Genomic DNA, 22,927 nt, shown 5'->3' with positions numbered 1-22,927 from the left:
TAGAGTTGTCCTTAAGTAGGAAAGTCAGACCCCTTAATAAGTTCCTCAGAAGACATTTGAAGTAACTCTAGTGTAGTAAAGGGACCACAATTATTTTGGTAGGTATCTACAATTTGATAACCTATTGAATAGCCAATCCATTCAGGCAACGGGCTTTTCTTTTCACCATATAAAAATTTTCGATGATTTTTCAAACCTTTCAAATGTATTGAATGAATAAAAACAGTAAGCCATATGTTCAAAGCTTTTTCATAAGAATATAGATTATTCCATGGTCCAAGCCATCTTTCACCGTATAAATCCCTCACTGCGTATTCTGCTAGCCCTTCAATAATAAGTGAATCCATCAAAGGCATCCTATTTGGTTCCATAGCTAGAAAATGTAATCGACATATGTGATTGTATTCATGTGCAAATAATGCTCTTATTTCTTCTGATGAAAGGTTTTCAGACAAAAATAAAAACAAAGCGTTTTTATATGCAACGCCGTTTTTAGTCGGTGTGGCTCCAACAAAATCTAGGTTAGTAATAGGGAAGATGTAAATGGATACTTCTGGACCTTGCCAGACATTTTTTAAGAGCTGATATTCTAAATTAATAAACTCCCAAAACTTTCTACTTTTCATTTTCATCACACGCTTTTCTAAACCTTCCGATTCGGACGGATTAAATAAACCATAGTTTAAAAATTCATATTGCAATTCTTCGGAATTGTAATCAGGAAATTTATTTACGATAGGTGCACATAGTAGAGCGCACTGAAGAGTATAGGGGCTTTTAGTTAATTGTTGGTCATATGCTATTGAAAATTTAGAGAGCCATAAATACGTATCTATAACTGGCATATATACCTACCTTTCCAAGGGATTCGGCTAACGTTTTGGCAAGTAACTAGAGAATGTGAATAGGCTTAGACGGTTAGCTGTTGTCAAGTACTCCTATCATCATATGCTAGGAGTACATGCTTTTAGGATAGGAGGATAATAATGTCTCAAACGAATATGTTTAACTTATGTCATAGATATCATGGAAGAAATGTTCGGATTACATGTCATGATGGAAAGATTCATACAGGAGAAATTACTAGAGTGGAACGTGATACGGTTTGGATTCGACCTGAAAGTGATTTGGGAGGATATGGCTTTGGATATTGGGGATATCGTAGAAGAAGAAGTTTTGGAATAGGAATTGCGATTGGTACGATTGCAGGAATTGTTTTAGCTTCAGCATTTTTTTGGTAATAAGTCGCAAAAATAAACCGTGAGTCCTTTAAACTATAGGATTCCGGTTTATTTTTTTAAGACATTAATCCTACTACGATGACAGCTCCGATTAGAACCAGTGTTGTAAATAGGGCTCCCCATTGCTTACTGTCTGGTTGATCATTTCTGCTGTCGGCTTTATTAAGTTTCAAAATATCGCCCCTTTTCTTTGCTCTATTATACCCTTCTTAATTAATAATAATCAATTTTAAATTAAATGATAATTGGTCAGATAGTTCGTTTTTTGTGATAATATGAAGGTGTGGAAATAGTTAGAGTTATTAGAGGAATGAAAAATAGTATTGACATAGTGCTTACTTCGGAGGAACTTTATATGAATCGGAAAGCTTTTATTCTTGCATTGTTTACAGTTATTATTTGGGGTTCCGGATTTGCAGCGATACGGGCGAGTCTAATAGGGGGTTATGCTCCAGGACATTTGGTACTTACCAGATTCCTAATTGCATCCAGCGTGTTTGTTATTTATGCACTTTGGCCTGGAACGAATTTTAGACTGCCTAGGAAAGAAGATTTAGTGCAAATCATTCTACTCGGCTGGATAGGCATCAGTGTTTATCATTTGGGAGTTACTTTTGGGGAAGAGACGATCTCCGCTGGAACAGCGGGTATGTTAATTGGATCATCACCTATTTTCACAGCGCTAATTGCAGTTATTGTATTAAAAGAGCGTTTAAGTTCCTTGGAATGGTTTGGAATGCTCATTGGAATTATAGGAATCCTTTTAATTACAATTGGATCCGAAGGAGCATCATTTACTATTTCTAAAGGGGCATTGTTGGTTTTGATGGCATCTGTAGCTACTTCTCTATTCTTTGTTTTCCAAAAGCCGCTCCTTATAAAATATACCCCAATTGAATTAACCGCCTATTTTACATGGGCAGGCACATTGCCTTTTTTTATTTATTCTCCAGGTCTTCTGGAAGGTATTCAGGGTGCTTCTTTAGAAGCGAACTTATCTGCGGTATACATGGGTATATTTCCTGCAGCAGTTGCCTATGTTACTTGGGCTACAGCGCTCTCTATGGGGGCGACAGGACCCGTCGCAAGCATGTTGTATTTTGAACCGGTCGTTGCGATACTCATTGCTTGGATATGGTTAAAAGAATTTCCAAGCATATTATCGATCATTGGTGGGATTGTTGCGATTTTGGGAGTGGTAATTGTAAGTTGGATAGGGTCTAGATATCGTTTGAAAAAAGATAGGGAAATGGGTTTATTATAAAATGATTGTGTTTTGCGGCGCCTATCCAATTTTTGGATAGGATAATAAAATTCAAATTTGTTGAAATTGAGATGAAAAGGAGGTTATTTTATGAGCAACTGTAAAATTGATCATTCTTTAGAAGATGTATATTTGAAGTTGAAGGAACAAAAATCTTTTCTTCCGGAATCTTTATATTTGAGTAGCGGTAGATTACTAACAGAAAATCCGAATCAAGAAGTATTAAATGAACTCTTTCATTTGTTGAAAAAGTACGATTTATCTTCGAAAGAAATTAGAAACGAACGAAATATAAAACTAAAAGAATTGACTAGGGTGGAGCAATAAATACCTTGGTCAATTCTTTTGTTACGTATTTACCTAGGTAAATACGTAGTAAGCATAGATACTCTTTCCGTAGTTCTGGTGATTTTATAAAGTTTAATCGGAATGTCTAATCCATTAGAAAATAATTTCATATACATACCACAAAGAGAAAGTGGTGAGATTTATGAGACAACCGATTTTTCAAGATCAAACAGGAAAGCGTTGGAGAAGGATAAAAACTATATTCTTTTCTTCATTATTAGTAATAGGGGCGATTCTTTCTATTGATGTTCTTAATCATTATCAAATAATAGATGTTCAAATGATAAGTAATGTAAATTCAAGTATATTTTTAATTATAAAAAAGATGTTTATCTATTATTTAATCTTTGCTTTAATAATTGGAGTTTTACGGTTACTAATACTATTTTATTTTAGTTTCCGACATTGGCGGAAATACAAAAGGGGAAAGAAACTCGATTTTGATAATCAAAGACTAACTGTAACCGTTGTTATTCCAGCTTCTAATGAAGAGGTCGTCATTAGAAAAACAGTGGAAGCCGTTTTGCGTAGTAATTATCCTATTGAAGAGATTCTTGTAATTGATGATGGGTCAAAGGATTTTACAGCTGCAAGAGTCAAGCAGAACTTTTCGGATGAACCTAAAGTTAAGCTAATTCGAAAAAAAAATGGAGGAAAAGCGTCCGCATTGAACATAGGTTTTCAAAAGGCAGTCGGAGATATTGTAATTACTATTGATGCAGATACAGTAGTTCGACAAACCACAATATTTCATCTTGTGAGCCATTTTGGTAATCCAAAAATTGCGGCTGTTTCAGGGAATTGTAAAATTGGGAATATCAAAAACCAATTGACTTTATGGCAACACATTGAATATGTCACCGCAAACAACTTGGAAAAACGTGCTCTCCATGAACTCGATTGTATAACTGTTGTGCCCGGTTCAAATAGTGCTTGGAGAAAACAAGTCGTCGAAGAGGCTGGTTTTTTTCATAACGATACATTAGCTGAAGATACGGATTTGACTTTAAGAATCCTAAATGCGGGATATAGAATTGTTTTTGATGCGGAGGCTATTTCATATGAGGAATGTCCAGAAACAGCTCAAGAATTTCTTAAACAACGATTTCGTTGGTCGTATGGAATCGTACAAAGTCTTTGGAAAAACAGATGGGAAATCATTAAATCGGAAAATAAGAAGTTAAAATACTTTGCAATTCCAAGCATGCTCTTTTCGTATTTACTTTATTTAACATCTCCTATAATAGATGTATTATTTATTATTGCATTAGTGTTGGGAGTGAAATCCATTTATATATATGTCTTGTTTTTTTATCTAATTGATTTCTTAAGTTCTTTTTATGCATTTAAACTTGAAAGAGAAAATTTGAAGCCACTTAGATGGGTAATTGTGCAACGAATTGCTTATCGATATTTAATAGCTTACGTTACTTGGAAAAGTTTTATTGTGGTACTAAAAGGAAACGGTGTAGGTTGGGTTAAGTCGAATCGTTCTGGAAATAACAATTACCCATTATAGAGTTTTCTATAAAGGAAAACTTGTAATCGTTGGATTGTTCACCTAGACAAGCAACTAAATGTTTCATATATTGTAAAGATCGTCGAATCTAAACAGTAACTGTTGTTTTGTTTAAAAAGCGAGGTGTAAAAAAAAACTTTATGAAAATCGCAATTCATCAACCGAATTATTTACCATGGATCGGTTATTTTGATAAATTGGACCAAGTAGATAAATTTGTATTATTAGATACTGCAATTCATTCTAAAAGTGGATTTATTAACCGGAATAAAATAAAAACACCCCAAGGAGAATTATGGTTAACTGTTCCGTTAAAAAACAAAGAAATGCCGATAAATGAATTGCAAATAGCAAACGATCTTAATTGGCAAAGCAGACATTGGAAAGCGATTGAAAGTAATTATCGAAAAAGTTCGTTCTGGGCATTATATTCGGAGGGATTTGAACAAATCTATAACGAGAAATGGGACACTATTTCACTTTTAAATCTGGCGTTAATTATGCACATTAAAAGTTTACTGAATATAAAGACTGAACTGTTAATGGTCTCAGATTTTAAACGGGATTTTGGGAGTGGCAACACTAGGAATATGAACATCGTAAACTATTTAGATGGCACTATTTACGTTTCAGGTATTGGTGCTCGAAATTATAATAATGAAACCGAGTTTACAGAGAATGATATTAAACTTATCTACCAAGATTTCAATCATCCAAATTACGAACAACGTTTTGGAGAATTCCGTCCTAACCTTTCAATTATTGACATGCTCTTTAACTGCGGACCGGAAACGATGGAAATAGTCCGAAAGCAAAGAAATTATACAGAATAAGCGTAATAAAATAAATATACCAAAAGGAGGGGAGACGATGATCACTTCTGGCATGGAGCGGATATTAATCATTGCTCCTCATGCGGATGATGAAGTTCTTGGTTGTGGAGGCTTAATTGAAAAAGCATGTAGGTTTAATAATCATGTGAAAGTAGTTGTTATGACAGTTGGAGATGTAAAACATCCCCATAGTACGGAGATAGTAACTGGAGAAACCCGGAAAAAAGAATTGAAAGATGCAATGGGATTTCTAGGATGCACTGATTTTGGCGTAGTGTACAACGATAAAGATTCGATTTTGGATACCGTTCCCAGATTAGAAATCATCTCAAAATTAGATGAGATAATTACAAATTATCTTCCTACTATGATATTTATACCTCTACCGAGTTATCATCAAGACCATAACATTCTATTTGAATCGTGCTTTGCTGCTCTAAGACCAAAACCAAACCAACTTATAAAGTTAATAGCGATGTATGAATATCCACTGATTTCATGGCAATATCAAAAGTTTTGGAATACAGGTGAGTTATATGTTGATATTACGGATACAATCCAGAAGAAAATTGGAGCATTTCAGATGCACAAATCTCAGATGCGGCCCCCAAATCATTTAATTTCACCTGAGAATGTAAAAAAGTGGGCAGAAATGCGCGGAATGGAAATTGGAGTGGCCTATGCAGAAAAGTACTATATATTACGTTCACAAATTTTATGATTAAGAAGGGATAGATAGGAAAAAGAAAAGGTGGATGTCAGTGATGAATAATAATAAAATGTCATCCAATCTGAAACATATACCACATAATCGACCAACAATTGGTCATGTGGAAGAGATGATGGCATTAAAAGTTTTGAAATCGGGTTGGCTTGCACAAGGGTGTGAAGTGGAAAAGTTTGAAAATGAGTTTTGCGATTATCTAATGATTCCGAGAGGTTCTGCTGTTGCTGTCTCAAGTGGGAGTGCTGCACTATTTTTGGCATTATTAGCATTAAAGGCAAAAGGAAAAAATGTTTCCCTTCCAACGTATTCCTGTTCTGCACTAAGGAATGCAATTTGCTTAGCTGGTGGTAACCCCGTTTTTGTGGATAGTATGCTTGAATCTCCCAATATTGATCTTGCGAGGATAGACCATTCCACACGTATAGCAATTGTTCCACATATGTTCGGTATGCCGCAAAATATATTAAATAATAAATCTGCGATTAGTGTAATTGAAGATTGTGCACAGGCGTTAGGGGCTTTAAATAATAAAATCCCGATTGGTTTACAAGGAGATGTTGGTATATTCTCCTTTTATGCCACAAAATTAATGACAACTGGTGGACAAGGTGGAATGGTTGTCTCAAGAAAGTCTCCAATTATTGATTATGTAAGAGACTATCGATTGTTCGATGGAAGAAAGGACGAAAAAAATCGATTTAATTTTCAAATGACGGATATACAAGCGGCAATTGGAAGGGCACAACTTATAAAACTTCCAATGTTTTTAGATAGACGTTCAGAAATTTACAATCAATATAAAGAAGCAGGATTTCAACTTCTAGACTCGGAGGTAGGACTTCAACCTGTTCGATTCCGCTCTATTATACGAACAGAAAAACAAGTGGAATTAATAAAAGCTTTAAGTTTGGAAAACATTTCAGCCACTATTCCGGTTCAAACTGATGAGTTACTAAGTTCTAACATACAATTTCCAAATGCATTATATTGGACAGAAAACACTGTTTCTTTACCTATTTATCCTTCATTAACAGATGAGGAAGTAAAACGAATTATAAAAGTAGTTAAAACAGTTTTGTGATCCCTAGTTAAATAAAAACGATTGCCAACACAATTTACTATTCTGTTGGCAATCGTTTTTTTGAGTAGAGTTAGTTCTAAACCACCTACTTTGCACCTAAAGTAAACGACTACTTAGAAAAAGGAGATTATAGAGGATGCTGATCGATGGTGTTTTTTCAGGAGGGGGTTTGAAAGGATTTGCGTTAGTAGGGGCATTGCAGGTTTTGGAAGAAAAGGGTTTTCGGTTTAAAAGAGTTGTAGGTACGAGTGCTGGTGCAATATTGGCTTGTTTCATTGCTGCTGGATATACAGGTAAGGAAATCGAAGAAATGTTAAGTGAACAAAACTTCGAAGAACTGCTGGATCCACGGAAAACGATTATACCTATACCATTCATGAAATGGATACGACTCTATTGGCAGTTAGGATTATACCAAGGAATAGCATTAGAGAGTTGGTTTATGGAAAAACTTGCTCACAAAGGAATATACACATTTTCCGATTTGCCTGCTGGAACCTTAAAATTCATTGCTTCCGACTTAACAAACGGGAGAATAATTGTCTTACCAGATGATTTGGAACGATACGATATATCAGCCGGCTCATTTCCTGTATCTCGAGCATTGCGTATGAGTTGTGGAATTCCATTTTTCTTTGAGCCTGTAAGATTGAAGACGGGTTCCGGTGAGACGATTGTTGTCGATGGTGGTGTTTTAAGTAATTTCCCAATGTGGCTATTTGAGGATATGAACGGCAAGAAGGAACGTCCAATTCTAGGTGTGAAGTTAAGCCGTCAAGACGAGGAAATACCTGGTCATAAAATTGATAATGCACTGCATTTATTTGAAGCACTTTTTTCTACAATGAAAAACGCCCATGATGAAAAATACATTTCACGAACACACGAGAAGAATATCATATTCATTCCAGTAGATGATACAAGTTCTACGCAATTTGATATCGATGAAGCAACAAAAAATGATCTGTTGGAAAGAGGACGTTTTCGTACAACTCAATTTCTGAAAATGTGGTAGTTATTATGTATGGTTCAAATGAAAGTAGGACAATGTGCATAAAAAAAGATTGTGTTGTCGTGTGACTAACCCATGCAGTTGAGGCAGACAACAGTTGAAATAAAGTGTCAAATATCATCAAATATGAATAACAATTAGCATCGCATATTTTTAGCGATGCTTTTATTGATTTAATAAACGTAATAAGAGTCTAGTTTTAATGGATACCTATAGTTAGAGTAACTGAGAGGATGAAATAAGAAAGTCGAAACATAAATACTTGGATTTACAACCTTCGGAGGAATGAAACCTTTCGCACATTATGAACGTGTAATATAGTAGAATTATGCTCGTACCGCAATCGGGCCAAAAACGAATGTAGAAAAACTGTTGCTTTGCGTTCCGGTGGAGAAGAATAAAAACCATTCTTCTTTGGGCGTGGCTTGAGCCAAGTGAACAGCGAAGTGTTCGCTTTGCCGTATTTCTGTGGTTTTGCAGAAATTAAGGCAGACTTAATGTTCCTGCGCTACGGTCCAGGGTCTCAAAGCGAGTGCAAAGATATGCTCGAAAAGCTAACGCTTTATCTCGCAAAAGCCGTTCTTCGTAACGACTTTCGCTGATTCTCTCGGAGTCGACGCCTGCACTCCAAGCAACGGAGTGTGTTATCTAAAAAAGCATCTTATGCTAACGGGCCATTATCTGGATAGAGGTGTATTTTAATGGGGACTAAAAAGGTATCCAAAAACGAAAAAAAGAAAGTTTATAAAACGGTTTTTATGACGATTTGAACTGAACTCCAATGGTAGACACTTTTAAAAAGTTATCTGAAAAGAGGAGGAATTATAATCAATAATATTATCAAAAAAGAACGCGGACTGAAAATCATTTTATTATCTTTAATCACATTTTTACTTTTCTCTGTCGTAACTCCGGGACTAGTACAAGCAGATTCTGTAGACAAAAATGCAAGTCAATCCAATTTTATTATCGTTGAAAATGAAGAGTTTACTACATCAGAAATAGAAGAAATCGAGAATTCATTAGGACAATTTTCTTTTAACAACGATGAAAAGTTAAAGCCTGGTGACATAACCACTTATTCATTACCTAGTTATGCTGTAAAAAAAGGTCTAAAGTGGGCAGTAAATAATACAACTACAATCACAAATCTCATAGGAAAAACTCTTGGTAAAAAAACTGCCGCGAAATTTGGAAATGTCATGCATGGTACTGTAAAACCACTACTTAGAAAATTAGAGAAGATGGACAATGTAACTTATGGTAAAGTTCAAACAGAACTCACAAAAGCACTTACAAAACCATTAGGTAATAAGTCAACAGCTAGTAAAGTCTCAAGCTTTATTGTAGAGTTAATGAAAGTATTCGGACCTTAAACTATACAAAAAAATATAGAACCCCGAGGTGATTAATAAAATGGAAAAAAGAATTCTTTTTTTAGAAAAAGAAAGAGAAGAATTAATTAATACAATTGAAATTATGGATAAAAACCTTTTTGAAATACAAGAAACAGTATCAAAATTAGAACATGTACTAATTAAAATAGTAGAGAATTCTTATACCGAAGAATTCAATTCGGATTTAGAATATATTTTATTAAAACACGATGTTAATACCGAGGATTCTTATAACGCTAAAATGTTACCTTTACGAATGCAAAAAGCTTATAAGGAAACAGGTATAGCTCCTACGTTCCAAGAATTTCATAATGAACTTCTTGAAATTATAGGTATTGAAGCGGATGACAAAGAAAACATACCGACTACGTTAACTACTAAACTACTTAAAAGTTATCATGATGATAAAGATGTCAGTGATTTATTAACAGTGATACCTGCAATACTGTTAAATAAATGAAAAAAGGCGCCACTCAATTGGCATAGTAGGATTGCTTTTTAACGAATTACTTGGTTACGGCGTATATTGGGCATTTTTTGATATGAATAGGTAACCGAAGGGTGAATATCTCACGGAAGAAAGTTCACCTGATGGTAAGTTTACGGTAAAAGCATATGTTGCTAACGGTGGAGCTACAACGTCTTATACAGTTCGTGGTGAGTTGGTTTTCAATAAAAAAAATAAAAAAATAAAAAAACTAAGAATGTTTACTGGAATCCCAAGGAAGATGGTTCTGATAAAAAGTGGTTTGATAATGACACGGTAATAATTAATGGGCATTCTCTAGACGTGCCAGAGGATAAGTTTGATTTTAGGGATCAGTAATTCACTGCACTGTTAACGGGTGCGATTAATGCATAAGAGTTACGCTATAATCGGGCTATTTAAGAAGTTAAGGAGCTGACAATGTGGTGTTCTTCAAAAAGATGAGCGATAAAGAATCATTCAACTCGAGAAAAGGAATGATTTTCGGTTTTTATACTTACATGCTAGTGTCAGCAGTGAACTTTTTTTATTATTTATCTACAGAAAGCGTCTTGTTCTCTCCGAGTTATATTTTTTGGAGTGGTTTATTAGCTTTCTTTTTGTTTGAGTTTATTTTAAATCTTAAAGACAAATTCATTAGAAAAAATATAGATAATTGAGTTGATCCTTTTTATTCTAGAATAGTGCGCAATTGTTGCACAGGGCTTGCACCTTATAACAAACGGGCCAAAGAATTGAAGAAGAATGATTATATAAAGTAATGACCTTATCAACTTACTTGATAAGGCAAAGGTTCACTCTATTTCAGACTTTTCACGTTCATTTCTTTGTTTTGTCTGCAACCAAAAATCGGGTGATTCATAACGAATTAAAGAATAATCAAGTTCTTCTTCATTAGTTGCTACCTGAACTAACAAAAGCTTCTCTTTATTACTCGGGTGTATATCTGCTGTTTTAATGTTTATAACCTCTACTCCTGTTCGTTTAGGTGTTCCAACAACAACAACTTGATTTCCTTTTGTATAAACATCTGTGATATTTGTTTGAAACACAACTATATACAGGTCAAGGTCAGTTTCATTCATTGCAGTATTAGCAGCAATACCTACATTCTGTGTAAAATGTAATTCTTCTGAAATCCCAATGGAATAATAAGGGAACATTCGGTGGAGAGAATAGTGTATTCGAGAAGGAATATAGCTCCATCTTCCAGTCGTGCTATGCCAGTGTTCTTCGTAAATTGGTCTAATATAGTTTGGTTCGCTTTTTATTACTTTGAAAGGGATTTTTATTCCTTCTTTTAACACTTCTGAAATAGGGATGGCATCGGTAGGATAATTCACATCGGTTCCCTCTTCAAAAGGGAAAGGTGAATCAAGAATGGTGGTAGGTTCAGGTGGTTCAAGGCTGTCTAAACGTTGTTCCAATTCCTCAATCCGTTTGTGTTCACTTTTAATATTATTCGGTTGCGAGATGGATAACTCCGTTAGTTTTGTATTTAAGGACTTACTATAAACAAATAAGCTTAAAATAATTAAAAAACAAATAATATAACCAATCCTTGTTTTTAACATGATCTGATCACCTCAGCATATTATCTGCTTTTATGAGGGATTTATGCGGAAGATTAGTTATTTTAGCAGTCTTGGCGATAATATCAATTAACAAATTGATTGTAGCAATCAAAAGTTAAATACAATCGAGTATCTTCAGTATTAGGATGTTTTAATCGTTTAGCATTGTGCAAAAAAAGGGGTGCGTCCGTCTGGAACGGAAATCAACGTGTGAAGAAATCTCCACTTGGGTGCGTTTGCCGACAAAAATTACTTCCAGACACTTAGTTGATTAGAGTACCAATAGCCTATCTAAAGCCTGTTGTGTATAAATACTAAAGTTTATTACATTAGAAAAATGAAGAGTCCCAATTCATAATCGAATTAGGACTCTTTTTTGTATTTAATTTCGTTTATTATACCGGTTCCCTTTATAAGCTACACCATTTTCAATAAGGCATCTTTACCAATCATACCTGCATGAATCCCGAGACTTTCTGCTTCAGTTGTAACCATTTCGAGTGGGGCATTAAGCAATTGGTCAATTGTTTTAACGCCAACTGCTCTGCCCGCTATAATTTTGCGGTCACTCAAATGCCTATTCAATAGGCCTACATCTAGTGCACCACACATTATATACCCATTTTCGTTTGAAACAGTTAACAATGTAGTCTTTGGTAAATGAACCGTTACTGCAGTAAATGAATACCCATCAATAATAACAGTCGTCAATGACACCATTTAATCTACCCCTTTCACTTATATATATTTAGGGGAGTAGCAATGGGTTACTCTTCTTCAGAAACGACAGTAGCATTTTCCAGATGTTTATCTAAATCAGCAGTAAAGTCCTTTTTTTGCTCAATACTCCATTCGAGTTTTTCAGACATTAAATCGATTACAAGTTCTTTCCACTTATGTACCCAAGCGATATCAAACAGAAGAGCTCCGGTACGTCTCCAAAAGAAATCGACAGGAGTACAAGTGAATTCATCTTCAATCGAATAGACGACCTGAGCATAGATATCTACAGGCATTCCAAACTCTTCTGCGTCGGTTTTATAGTTCTCGATTAACGCGAAAATACGATCGATGTTGGAACCGTAATTTTGAACAAGAGAATAGGCGACTTCTTTTGATAAACCATGATCCATACCTAGGCGAACTTTGGAATACTTGTATGCTTCAAAACGCTTAGAACCACCTACGTGACCGCCCGAAATGGGCATGTTTTTTGTATTGCATGGAGAATATATTTTATCGTCCTCTTTTTGGTATTCGGATGTTATTAAGTCTACAATCGTTTCCGCCATTTTTCGGTAACCTGTTAGTTTTCCACCAGCTATCGTTATGAGTCCGGTTTTCGATTTCCAGATTTCATCTTTCCTTGAAATTTCGGAAGCATCTTTTCCTTCTTCTTGGATTAAAGGTCTCAGTCCTGCCCAACTAGATTCAATATCAGATTGCGAAATCTCTAAATCCGGGAAAATAAAATGAATAGCATCCAGTAAGTAGTTTTGATCCTGTTCAGTGGTTTTGGGGTTTTTTAAATCGCCGGCATAATCAGTGTCTGTTGTTCCGATATATGTTTTACCATCTCTTGGAATTGCCAAAACCATTCGGCCATCAGGAGTATCAAAGTAAATGGTCTGCTTCAATGGAAATACACTTTGATCGAAGACAATATGCACACCTTTTGTTAAGTGTAATTTTTTATTGTCCAAAGGAAGGTCTTTTTCTCTTACTGTATTAACCCATGGACCGGCAGCATTCACAATCTTTTTGCCATGTATTTCATAAGACTCGCCGTTCAACTGATCCACAACTTTTATTCCAACAATTTTTTCGTCTGTATAAAGAAACTCTTCAACTTTAGTGTAATTGAGTACTGTTGCTCCTTGTGTTTTTGCCTCTTTCATAACTTCTATTGTTAACCTGGCATCATCTGAACGGTATTCAACGAAACGCCCTGCACCTAATAATCCTTCCTGCTTGAACTTGGGCTCAGCTTGCAGCGTTTCCTTTACAGTAAGCATGCTTTTTCTTTCATCTTTCTTAACACGCGCAAGCATGTCATAAACTCTCAAACCGATTGATGAACTGAACTTTCCAAATGTACCATTTTTGTAAATAGGTAAAATAAGCCACTGTGGAGTGGTAACATGCGGACCATTTTCGTAGACGATAGCTCGTTCTCTTCCAACCTGCGACACGATTTTTATTTCAAAACTTTTTAAATAGCGCAAACCACCGTGAATCATTTTTGTTGAACGACTGGAAGTACCACCAGAAAAATCTTGCATTTCTACGAGAGCCGTTTTCAATCCCCGGCTTGCTGCATCCATTGCAATACCGGCCCCGGTTACTCCGCCACCAATGATTAATACATCAAATTCTTCTGTTTGCATTTTTGCAATCGTTTCATGCCTATGAGAATTAGAAGTTTGTTTATTCATAAGATGTGTGCACCTCCGTTGATAATTTCTGTGATTTACTTAAATGATACTATAATACCGTGGGCTATACCTATTGAAATTACTTGAATAACCAGATATAGTTAAGCAATATGTATGTATTTATACTATTTAACAGGTTGCTAATATATTGACAATATTAATCTTTCATGAAATAATTCAAGTACTATTTTTATAGACAAAAAAATCACATATACTCTTATCCAGAGCAGGCGGAGGGAAAAGCCCAATGAAGCCCGGCAACCGACTCATTTTGAGCACGGTGCTAATTCTTCTAGCTAATAGAGCTAAAAGATAAGAAGTTGTTTGAAAAGACCTCTTCTTAATTGATAGGGTCTTTTTTAGCGTTATGGTAAACAGATAGATAGTGTTAGAGGTGAAATTAAGTTTAACTCTAGATTGAAACAGTTCAAAATCTATGAAAGAGTTATAGAGTAAACATTTTCAACCGAACTAATTATTAGATTTATCGAGGAGGATGCAATATGGGTTTAACAGCTACTTATTTATTTCCAACAGATGCAAATCAACAAAAGATTGCTGAGCAACATGCGCTTGGACTGACAATTGGATCTTGGACGGACATTCCACATCTTGAACAGGAGCAATTGAAAAAACATAAAGGTGAAGTAATTTCAGTGGAAAAGGGCGAATTAAAAGATACGGTGAAAATATTTTATCCTTCCGCAAATTTTTCTGCAGACTTACCAGCAATTTTAACCACAGTTTATGGTAAATTATCTTTCTTTGAGGGATATGAGTTAATCGATATGGATTTCGATGCAGATTTACTTGGTAAGTTCCCAGGTCCCAGATTTGGTACAAAAGGTATTCGTGAACAATTAGGTGTATACGATCGTCCTTTGTTAAAAGCCATTTTCAAAGGTGTCATGGGTAAAGATTTAAAGTTTTTCTCTTCACAATTGGAAGATTTACTGGCTGGCGGCATTGATTTAATAAAAGATGATGAGATTTTATTTGAAAATGAATTGACGCCATTTTTGAAAAGAATTACGACTGCAAAAGAAATTATTCATAATCATTATGAAAATACCGGAGCACGAGCACTGTATGCCGTTAATTTATCTGGAAGAACGCATGAATTGCATGAAAAAGCGGAGCAAGCTGCTGAATTAGGAGCAAATGCATTATTATTTAATGTGCATGCGTATGGTTTAGATGCACTGCAAGGATTGCGTGAAAATAATAATGTTGGGTTGCCAATATTGGCACATTCTGCTTTATCCGGCGTTCTTGCTGGACAAGCAGGACATGGATATTCGTACTCGTTGCTCGTTGGAAAGCTTACACGTCTTATAGGTGGGGATCTTTCCTTGTATCCAAGTCCGTATGGTAATGTTGCTATACCGCTCTCAGATGCTTTGGCTATTAATCAAGCACTAACGGAGGAGAATGGATTTGAACAAACGTTTTCCGTACCATCTGCTGGAATTCATCCCGGAATGGTACCCCAATTAGTGAATGATTTTGGTGATAATCTTGTAGTCAATGCAGGTGGGGGTATTTTTGGTCATTCTGATGGTCCAACTGCTGGAGCACAAGCCTTTAGAGCTGCAATCGATGCAAGCGTTCAAAAGATATCTTTACAAGAAGCTGCAAAAACATCTAAACCATTGCAACAGGCAATTACCCAATGGGGCGTAATTGAACCGAATTAAAGTAGCATTCTCAAATTCACAATTGAGTAGTGATTATGACAAACATATCTTCAAGTACTGATTGTAATTTGATTATTATAGTTAGAACTATGAATTATCGGTGATCGGTAATATGTAGAAGGGGGTTGAGAAAATTGGGTACATCAATAAGACCCGTTATCTTTTGTGATTTTGACGGGACCATTACAATGAAAGATAACATCGTTAATATAATGGAGAAGTTTGGACCACCTGGTTGGGAAACAATTAAAGACGCGATATTAGCACAAGAAATTTCCATTCAAAAAGGTGTTAAGGAAATGTTTTCTTTGCTCGCGACATCTCAAAAAGAAGAAATCATTTCATTTGTATTGGAAGATGCAAAAATTAGAGATGGCTTTGCTGAATTTGTACAGTTTACAAAAGATCAAGACATTCCTCTTTATATAGTAAGTGGCGGCATCGATTTTTTCGTTTATCCACTGATTGAACCATTTGGTCCTTTCGATAAAGTCTATTGTAATGAAAGTGACTTTTTGGGTGAGAATATTAAAATTGAATTTCCACATTCATGTGATGCGAATTGTACAAACCAAGGATGTGGCTGTTGTAAACCAACAATTATTCGCAACTTAACAAACGAACAACAAACGAGTATTGTCATTGGAGATTCTGTGACAGACTTTGAAGCGGCGAAACTTGCTGATGTTGTGATTGCAAGGGACTACTTAATCGAAAAGTGTAAGAAGTTAGGAATTCCTTACCACCCTTTTGAAACGTTTTACGATTGTATACGAATCGTAGAAACAGAATTTAATAGTAAGCAATAACTTAAATTAGAGAGGAAGATGAAAATGGCGACGATTACAATTCAAGGAACGGACATAGTAATTGAATCAGAAAAAGAGGTTGCAGCATTTTTAGAACAGCAAGAAGTTATCTATGAACACTGGGATATAAACAAGGTTCCTGAAAATCTTCGAGAAAAGTTCGACTTATCTGATGAAGATAAACAAGGTATTTTAAATGCATTTAAAACTGAAATTGACACGATTTCAGAGCTGCGCGGCTATAAAACTGCAGATATCATTTCTCTGTCGGAAACGACACCTAATTTGGACGAGTTGCTTGTAAATTTCCAAAAGGAACACCACCATACGGACGATGAAGTACGACTTATCGTGAGTGGACACGGCGTATTTGTAATCCAAGGAAAAGACGAACAATTTTTTGAAGTACATCTCGTTCCTGGAGATTTAATTTCCGTGCCGGAAAACATTCGCCATTATTTCACTCTCGCGGAAGATCGCAAAGTAGTAGCCGTTCGTATTTTTGTTACACCTGAAGGTTGGGTAGCAGTCTATTAATAGTTCGTTTCAAAACAAAACCGACATCCTTTAAGGAATGTCGGTTTTGTTATGGAAAAATTTAAGCAAAGGATGAGTATTTGCAAATTAAAATTAATGTACACCCTTCATAAATCTTGAAATTATAGGGGAGATAAGGAACAAAATGATACTAAGAACAATCGCAGTTCCACCAATAATTCCAAAATACAGCAATTCAGTTTCTTCAGAATAGAGTTTTACAATTTGTGCGTTTAACCCTTGTGCTGCAGCATTGGATAAGAACCAAAGGCTCATTGTCTGTGCCGAAAAAGCAGCAGGTGCAAGTTTTGTTGTCGCGGATAGTCCGACGGGTGATAAGCAAAGTTCACCGAGAACAACTATAAATATACTGAGTATAAGCCAAAATGGACTTACAAGTGTATTTGCATCTCCGAAATATCCAGGAATTAATATAACAATAAAGGATAGACCGGCAAAGAGTAATCCTAAAGAAAACTTCCTAGGAATGGATGGCTGACGATCTCCTAGCTTCATCCACATCCATGCAAACATTGGAGCAAGAACGATTATGAATAATGGATTTACAGATTGGAACCAAGCAGGGGATATCTGCATACCCATTATATTCAAATCAGTTCTTGTATCCGCGTATAGTGCAAGAATTGTTGACCCTTGTTCCGCAATTGCCCAAAACATAATAGATGCAATGAATAATGGGATATAGGCAATAATTCGAGATTGTTCTACCGGAGTTGTTTTTGGACTTCTGTACATTACAATAAAATAGGCAGTTGGAATTAGGAATCCAAGAACCCCGACAGCTGCAATGAACGACTCAAATGTGAGCCAACCTTTTGGAATAGCATACGCAATGAAACCGGCAAGCACGACGGCCGTCACGGTAAAGATTGAAAATGTTTTCTTTTTTTCTGCAGGTGAAAGTGGGTTTGCAATTTGTGTACCTGCAAGTCCAAGATTTTTCTTCTTAGTAAATACAAATACTAATAAACCTATAAACATACCAAGTGCAGCAACACCGAATCCAAGATGGAAACTTGTCTTCATCAATTCACCGACGATAAGTGGTGAAATAAATCCACCCATGTTAATACCCATGTAGAAAATACTGAATCCAGAGTCACGTCGATTGTCACCTTCAGCATATATATCACCGACAACACTAGAAACGTTAGGTTTCAATAACCCTGTTCCAATTACAATTAAAACCATTGAGACAAAGAATAACGTAATGCTTCCTGGAATAGCTAGAGCAATATGCCCGAACATAATAAATATTCCACCAAAGAATACCGCCCTAGAGGTACCAAGTATTCTATCCGCTAACCATCCACCGATGATTCCAGACATATATACAAGAGAACCATATATAGACATGATTGAAAGGGCCAAGGTTTTATCAAGCCCGAGTCCGCCTTGTGATAATTCATAATACATATAGAAGACGAGAATGGCTCTCATACCATAGTAGGAAAAGCGCTCCCAAAATTCAGTGAAGAATAATGTGAATAACCCTTTTGGGTGTCCAAAAAATCCTTTTTGTGGCACGCTTTTTACAATTTGTTCTTTGGTTAAGTTTGACACTATGAAACCTCCTCGTTCTGATTTCGGATACTAAAGAATTATACGTCTAATTAATACCCTATTATTTTTAATTTACACAAATAAAAATGTCTGAACAATAAAAATAGACTATCTCAATATAATACGTAAAATCCAAAGATGCAACAAGAAATGACTGAAAAAAAGGGATATCCCTATAGTAGGAATACCCCTTTTATTGCAACAATTCTGTTACCTAACCCATCTTTGAATTCACTGCAGTTATTAATGATGAATTATAATGTCGAATCAATACAAGTTTAATATAATTTTAATTATTGAAAATACTATTAATTAAATAGTGAAATTTAGTATATAGTGGTGATAATTAGTTTTGCAAAAGCTCTTCTAAGAAGATGTTACATCTTCTTAGAAGAGCTTTTGTGAGCTGTTATTAAACTTACAATATATATAACAACAAGTGCTGTTAACGCTCCTAGCATATCGAGAAAAACATCTTGTAAAGACGGTGTCCTACCACCCGTTAAGTATTGATGAAATTCATCTAGAAAGGCTAAAACTAATGTAATGACTGCTGCAATTTGTAAACGAAATCGAAGTTTTGGTAAAACAGCGTATACTGCGGTAGCGATAAAGGCAAAGATGAAAAAATGAGCACTCTTTCGAATTAAGAATTCGATGAAGTAATAATATCCTCTCTCTTCAATGGAAACTTTTATTCCCCAATATGGAAATTCAAGTTTCATGAGCAAGGATTCAAATGGTTTGTTTGGAAGCCATTTTTGAAGAGTGGGTATGATTGATTGTTGTTCATACGTTTGACCTGAAGATATAAACAGAACACTTAGCAATAGTAAAAGTACGATTAGTTTTCTCATAAGAAAATTTTAACATATAAAATGCGACTTTTCATTAAATAAGCAGGTGCACTAAGGTATAATTTGAAGTAACAATATACTATAGAAAGTGGGAAAACTAATGATGCTATCTAGATTACCAAGAAGAAGTTACACATATGCTGAAACGCCGATAGAAAGGCTGGATCGACTTACGGACTTATTGGATGGACCAAACATTTATATTAAACGGGATGATTTATTGGGATTAGCTGGCGGAGGTAATAAAACAAGGAAATTGGAATTTCTTATTGCAGATGCTCTCGAAAAAGGAGCGGATACAATTGTAACTTGTGGTGCGCTACAATCGAACCATTGTCGTTTAACATTAGCGGCAGCGGTGAAGGAAGGCTTAAAGTGTCAACTTGTTTTGGAGGAAGGGCCATCCACTTCTTATGATGCCGATGCAAACGGGAATAATCTATTATATAATTTACTCGGGGTAGAACATATTAAAGTTGTGGAAAACGGTACGAATGTCATCGAGGAAATGAATATCTTAGGTGAAGAACTAATTGCTTCTGGAAGAAAACCGTATTTAATTCCAATTGGTGGGTCGAATGTTTTGGGGTCTGTTGGTTATGCCGCTTGTGCACAGGAGATTCTACACCAAACATTTAAGAGTGGCTTAGTTATTGATCACGTAGTAGTCGCGAGTGGTAGTGGTGGCACGCAGGCAGGTTTAATTGCAGGTTTTCATGGCAACAGTGCATCCGTTAAAGTAAGCGGGATAAATGTGTCTCGGTCTAACGAACATCAAATTCCAGTAATTCAAGATTTGGTTCAAAAAACAGCTAAATTTTTGAATGTGCCATTTACTATTTCTGAGGACAGTGTCAATTGTTATGATGATTACGTCGGCGGGGGTTATACAATACCTACGGATGGAATGATTGAAGCGGTACAAATGTTAGCGAGAACAGAAGGTATTCTTTTAGATGCAGTTTATACAGGAAAAGTAATGGCGGGGTTGATTGACTTAGTTCGACAAGGAAAATTCGCAAAAGATGAAAATGTTTTATTTATTCACACCGGTGGATCGCCTTCATTATATGCCAATCATACTTTGTTCAATAAGGACTTATTTAAAATATAAATAGGAAGTTATTTCTTATACTACACGAAATGAAAAGACGATAATTAGTCGTCTTTTCGATTTTTAGACATGGCATCATTCCGAAGAAGTTTAATGGATTGCGGATTTAAACTTACCTCCATGGGTTTCTTGAGTGTTCATAATTGTTACGAAAGCTGTAGGATCAATATCGTGTGTAATTAGTTTCAACTTAGAAATTTCAAGACGTGTGACTACGACGTAAATTACATCTTTTTCACTATCGTTGAATCCGCCTTTTCCATGGAGTTTCGTTACGCTCCTTCCTAAACGTTCATTAATTGCAGTTGATAATTCTTCATATTCATCCGAAACAATAATTACTGCTTTAGTTTCATCTAAACCTTGGATAACTGCATCAATTGCTTTTGAAGCGATATAGTATGTAATGATTGAATACATCGCCTTTTCCCAAGTTAAAACAAAACCGGCCCAGGTAAAAATAAATATATTGAAAAACATTACAAATTCTCCTACTGAAAAGGGGATTTTTTTTGTAAGTAAAATACCTAAGATTTCAGTACCGTCTAAAGCGCCGCCGTGACGTATGACAAGTCCGACACCTGCACCAAGTATTAGTCCGCCAAAAACAGTAGCAAGTAAAGGGTCGGTTACAAATGGTCCTACAGACTTCAGTGGAAACTCAATGATTGCCAATAATGTAATTGCATAAGAGGAAGAGATGAAAAAGTTTTTGCCGATATGCTTGTAGCCAAAAAACAGAAAAGGCAAATTGATAATTAGGATGAGGACACCAAAGGGAATACCAGTCATAAAATTTAAGATTAAAGAAACACCAATAATACCTCCGTCGATTACAGAGTTGGGAATAAGAAACAGCTCAAGTGATACCGCTGCAAGTGCGGCTCCTATTGAAATGAGTATATAGCGACCAATAAAATGCCGAATCGATTCTTTTTTATGAATTTTTTTCAATGCACCAGTATACCTCCTTTTATTAAAGTATAGGAATAGCCGATTTATTCAAACAAGAAAAAAGTTGGGTCATTCCAATACTTAATGTATCTAATTGTACTTTAATATAAAAAGCGCTCATGTGAAAGTTTTAGTTATATATATAATACTGTCTATTGAACATATAGATAGATTGTAGTCACCATTAATAACGATTTAGTAAGTGGTTTTAGTATAATCAATCGTAATGTAGTAAAGTGTGAAGTGAAGGAACATTTTGAAAGGGGATATATAAATGAAGTTCAAAAATACAGAGGTAACTGAAATGCCAAAAATGAAAGTAAATGATATCGATAAAAAAATAATAGAAATTCTTATAGAAGACGCTCGGATATCCTATACCGATCTTGCAAAAGAGGTAGGCCTTTCTCGTGTAGCTGTGCAAGCGCGGATTAATACGTTGCTTAAAGATGGTGTCATTGAGCGATTTACTGCTGTTATTAACCCAGTGAAAGTAGGTATTCATGTTTCAACATTCTTCAATATTGATGTTGAACCGAAACAGTTAAATGAAGTTGCTGAGAAATTAGCACTGCATCCTGTTGTTACGAATCTTTATCATATGACGGGACCAAGTACTTTACATATGCATGCGGTTTTTACAAGTATGACGGAAATGGAGCGTTTTCTTATGGAGACTGTTTATCCAACGTCCGGAATAACAAGTGTAGCATCCGAAGTGTTAATAAAGAGATATAAAAGCCGTACGGGAATGAAACTTTAAATCTGGAAAGAATCTTGTCAATAAGAAAGAAAAACTGTTTTTCATAATAAATGGATTAGTAATGAGAAACTGTGATTACAATAGTAGTAATTGTAGTTCTTTTAGTCGGCACAGGATTCTGTCCATTCAGAAAGTAATAAAGGGTTTTAAATACGAATTGTCGAATCATAGCTGAACATACAAATACATAATAATCAGGAGGAGAAGAGATGGAATTTAAAATTGAGCAAGTAAAGGATTTACAATCAATCGACGTTTCTCATTTGGTAAAAGAGAGCGAGACAGAAGGGTATCGATTTTTAACTCGTTTAGTGAATGATTATCAAGATGGAACGAATACTTTCAGTGAGGACGGGGAAGCCCTGTTCTGTGTTCGAAACAAAGCAAATGACGAAGTTGTAGCCATTGGCGGCGTTAACCAATCTCCTTTTTCAGATGATGTGAAAACTGCTCGGTTGCAAAGGTTTTATGTATTGGATGAAGCAAGACGTAAAGGTGTAGGTTCGCTTTTACTCGAGAAAATTACAGAACATTCAAAAGGTACATTCGATGAATTAACTGTAAGAACGGAATCTTCAAAAGCGGATGCGTTTTATCTTTCAAATGGATTTAAGTTTGATGACTCCGTATCCGAGACAACTCACGTGAAGAAGTTGAATTGAAGAAACTAAACATCGTGTAGATTTTTAGTTAA

The 22,927-nt window shown here is 35.5% G+C and carries 23 protein-coding genes, 1 pseudogene and 1 riboswitch; of the genes and pseudogenes, 17 read left to right on the top strand and 7 right to left on the bottom strand.

Features of this window, described 5'->3' with window-relative positions:
* Positions 1–11: 11 nt before the first annotated feature.
* Entirely contained in the window at positions 12–845 is an 834-nt protein-coding gene (locus ACFSFY_RS10515) for a DUF2268 domain-containing putative Zn-dependent protease (RefSeq protein WP_381537867.1), read from the bottom strand.
* Between the two features lie 141 nt (positions 846–986).
* On the opposite strand from ACFSFY_RS10515, the gene ACFSFY_RS10510 reads away from it, so the two are divergent.
* From ACFSFY_RS10510 to ACFSFY_RS10460, 11 genes and pseudogenes are all read left to right on the top strand, one after another.
* Positions 987–1,241 (top strand): hypothetical protein, encoded by a 255-nt coding sequence (locus tag ACFSFY_RS10510; RefSeq protein WP_381537865.1) that lies wholly within the window; start codon positions 987–989, stop codon positions 1,239–1,241.
* Positions 1,242–1,596: 355 nt separating this feature from the next.
* Entirely contained in the window at positions 1,597–2,505 is a 909-nt protein-coding gene (locus tag ACFSFY_RS10505; protein ID WP_381537864.1) for a DMT family transporter, read from the top strand.
* A gap of 90 nt (positions 2,506–2,595) precedes the next feature.
* A complete protein-coding gene (locus ACFSFY_RS10500) occupies positions 2,596–2,832 on the top strand; it encodes a hypothetical protein (RefSeq protein WP_381537862.1) in 237 nt (78 codons plus the stop codon).
* 163 nt (positions 2,833–2,995) lie between these two features.
* The gene (locus tag ACFSFY_RS10495) at positions 2,996–4,372 is read left to right on the top strand and encodes a glycosyltransferase family 2 protein (protein ID WP_381537860.1); all 1,377 of its coding nucleotides are present in this window, start codon (positions 2,996–2,998) and stop codon (positions 4,370–4,372) included.
* A gap of 140 nt (positions 4,373–4,512) precedes the next feature.
* Entirely contained in the window at positions 4,513–5,205 is a 693-nt protein-coding gene (locus tag ACFSFY_RS10490; protein ID WP_381537858.1) for a WbqC family protein, read from the top strand.
* Positions 5,206–5,242: 37 nt separating this feature from the next.
* A complete protein-coding gene (locus tag ACFSFY_RS10485) occupies positions 5,243–5,926 on the top strand; it encodes a PIG-L deacetylase family protein (RefSeq protein ID WP_381537856.1) in 684 nt (227 codons plus the stop codon).
* Positions 5,927–5,969: 43 nt separating this feature from the next.
* On the top strand, positions 5,970–7,013 hold the full coding sequence (locus ACFSFY_RS10480) for a DegT/DnrJ/EryC1/StrS family aminotransferase (RefSeq protein WP_381537855.1): 1,044 nt from the start codon (positions 5,970–5,972) through the stop codon (positions 7,011–7,013).
* 136 nt (positions 7,014–7,149) lie between these two features.
* Positions 7,150–8,028: a patatin-like phospholipase family protein gene (locus tag ACFSFY_RS10475; RefSeq protein WP_381537854.1), complete on the top strand. Its 879-nt coding sequence runs from the start codon at positions 7,150–7,152 to the stop codon at positions 8,026–8,028.
* Positions 8,029–9,227: 1,199 nt separating this feature from the next.
* Positions 9,228–9,401, top strand: coding sequence for a hypothetical protein (locus ACFSFY_RS10470; RefSeq protein WP_381537852.1), 174 nt, complete (start codon positions 9,228–9,230; stop codon positions 9,399–9,401).
* A gap of 40 nt (positions 9,402–9,441) precedes the next feature.
* Positions 9,442–9,882 carry a hypothetical protein gene (locus ACFSFY_RS10465; RefSeq protein WP_381537850.1) on the top strand — a complete coding sequence of 147 codons (441 nt, stop codon included), beginning with the start codon at positions 9,442–9,444 and terminating at the stop codon, positions 9,880–9,882.
* Positions 9,875–10,248, top strand: a pseudogene (locus ACFSFY_RS10460) (DUF5412 family protein). Before ACFSFY_RS10465 ends, ACFSFY_RS10460 begins: the two are co-directional and overlap by 8 nt.
* A 455-nt stretch (positions 10,249–10,703) precedes the next feature.
* Here ACFSFY_RS10460 and ACFSFY_RS10455 read toward each other — a convergent pair.
* The 3 genes from ACFSFY_RS10455 to ACFSFY_RS10445 all read right to left on the bottom strand — a co-directional run bounded on the left by ACFSFY_RS10455 (position 10,704) and on the right by ACFSFY_RS10445 (position 13,918).
* A complete protein-coding gene (locus ACFSFY_RS10455; RefSeq protein ID WP_381537848.1) occupies positions 10,704–11,336 on the bottom strand; it encodes a hypothetical protein in 633 nt (210 codons plus the stop codon).
* Between the two features lie 564 nt (positions 11,337–11,900).
* Complete coding sequence (locus ACFSFY_RS10450) at positions 11,901–12,203, bottom strand: YunC family protein (protein ID WP_381537846.1); 303 nt, start codon at positions 12,201–12,203, stop codon at positions 11,901–11,903.
* 47 nt (positions 12,204–12,250) lie between these two features.
* Positions 12,251–13,918 carry a glycerol-3-phosphate dehydrogenase/oxidase gene (locus tag ACFSFY_RS10445; RefSeq protein ID WP_381537844.1) on the bottom strand — a complete coding sequence of 556 codons (1,668 nt, stop codon included), beginning with the start codon at positions 13,916–13,918 and terminating at the stop codon, positions 12,251–12,253.
* A 214-nt stretch (positions 13,919–14,132) separates the two neighbouring features.
* Positions 14,133–14,237, top strand: a riboswitch (SAM riboswitch).
* A gap of 184 nt (positions 14,238–14,421) precedes the next feature.
* On the opposite strand from ACFSFY_RS10445, the gene ACFSFY_RS10440 reads away from it, so the two are divergent.
* The 3 genes from ACFSFY_RS10440 to ACFSFY_RS10430 all read left to right on the top strand — a co-directional run bounded on the left by ACFSFY_RS10440 (position 14,422) and on the right by ACFSFY_RS10430 (position 16,961).
* The gene (locus ACFSFY_RS10440) at positions 14,422–15,615 is read left to right on the top strand and encodes a 2,3-diketo-5-methylthiopentyl-1-phosphate enolase (protein WP_381537843.1); all 1,194 of its coding nucleotides are present in this window, start codon (positions 14,422–14,424) and stop codon (positions 15,613–15,615) included.
* A gap of 134 nt (positions 15,616–15,749) precedes the next feature.
* Complete coding sequence (locus tag ACFSFY_RS10435; protein WP_381537841.1) at positions 15,750–16,424, top strand: 2-hydroxy-3-keto-5-methylthiopentenyl-1-phosphate phosphatase; 675 nt, start codon at positions 15,750–15,752, stop codon at positions 16,422–16,424.
* Between the two features lie 24 nt (positions 16,425–16,448).
* The gene (locus ACFSFY_RS10430; protein ID WP_381537839.1) at positions 16,449–16,961 is read left to right on the top strand and encodes a cupin domain-containing protein; all 513 of its coding nucleotides are present in this window, start codon (positions 16,449–16,451) and stop codon (positions 16,959–16,961) included.
* A 93-nt stretch (positions 16,962–17,054) separates the two neighbouring features.
* Here ACFSFY_RS10430 and ACFSFY_RS10425 read toward each other — a convergent pair whose 3' ends face one another.
* Together ACFSFY_RS10425 and ACFSFY_RS10420 are read right to left on the bottom strand one after the other, a co-directional pair.
* Positions 17,055–18,545 (bottom strand): peptide MFS transporter, encoded by a 1,491-nt coding sequence (locus tag ACFSFY_RS10425; RefSeq protein WP_381537838.1) that lies wholly within the window; start codon positions 18,543–18,545, stop codon positions 17,055–17,057.
* A gap of 377 nt (positions 18,546–18,922) precedes the next feature.
* Positions 18,923–19,402, bottom strand: a complete 480-nt coding sequence (locus tag ACFSFY_RS10420; RefSeq protein WP_381537837.1) for a VanZ family protein — start codon at positions 19,400–19,402, stop codon at positions 18,923–18,925.
* Between the two features lie 100 nt (positions 19,403–19,502).
* On the opposite strand from ACFSFY_RS10420, the gene cuyA reads away from it, so the two are divergent.
* Positions 19,503–20,516: a D-cysteate sulfo-lyase gene (gene cuyA / locus ACFSFY_RS10415; protein ID WP_381537836.1), complete on the top strand. Its 1,014-nt coding sequence runs from the start codon at positions 19,503–19,505 to the stop codon at positions 20,514–20,516.
* Positions 20,517–20,606: 90 nt separating this feature from the next.
* Here cuyA and ACFSFY_RS10410 read toward each other — a convergent pair whose 3' ends face one another.
* Positions 20,607–21,470 carry a YitT family protein gene (locus ACFSFY_RS10410; RefSeq protein ID WP_381537835.1) on the bottom strand — a complete coding sequence of 288 codons (864 nt, stop codon included), beginning with the start codon at positions 21,468–21,470 and terminating at the stop codon, positions 20,607–20,609.
* 274 nt (positions 21,471–21,744) lie between these two features.
* On the opposite strand from ACFSFY_RS10410, the gene ACFSFY_RS10405 reads away from it, so the two are divergent.
* Both ACFSFY_RS10405 and ACFSFY_RS10400 read left to right on the top strand, forming a co-directional pair.
* Positions 21,745–22,233: an Lrp/AsnC family transcriptional regulator gene (locus tag ACFSFY_RS10405; RefSeq protein ID WP_381537834.1), complete on the top strand. Its 489-nt coding sequence runs from the start codon at positions 21,745–21,747 to the stop codon at positions 22,231–22,233.
* Positions 22,234–22,442: 209 nt separating this feature from the next.
* Positions 22,443–22,895 carry a GNAT family N-acetyltransferase gene (locus ACFSFY_RS10400; protein ID WP_381537833.1) on the top strand — a complete coding sequence of 151 codons (453 nt, stop codon included), beginning with the start codon at positions 22,443–22,445 and terminating at the stop codon, positions 22,893–22,895.
* Positions 22,896–22,927: the final 32 nt, after the last annotated feature.

The sequence above is a fragment of the Sporosarcina siberiensis genome (genome assembly GCF_042681925.1).
Classification (GTDB): Bacteria; Bacillota; Bacilli; order Bacillales_A; family Planococcaceae; genus Sporosarcina; species Sporosarcina siberiensis.
Note: the sequence above shows the minus strand (reverse complement) of the source record. Positions and strands in the feature narration are given on the sequence as shown.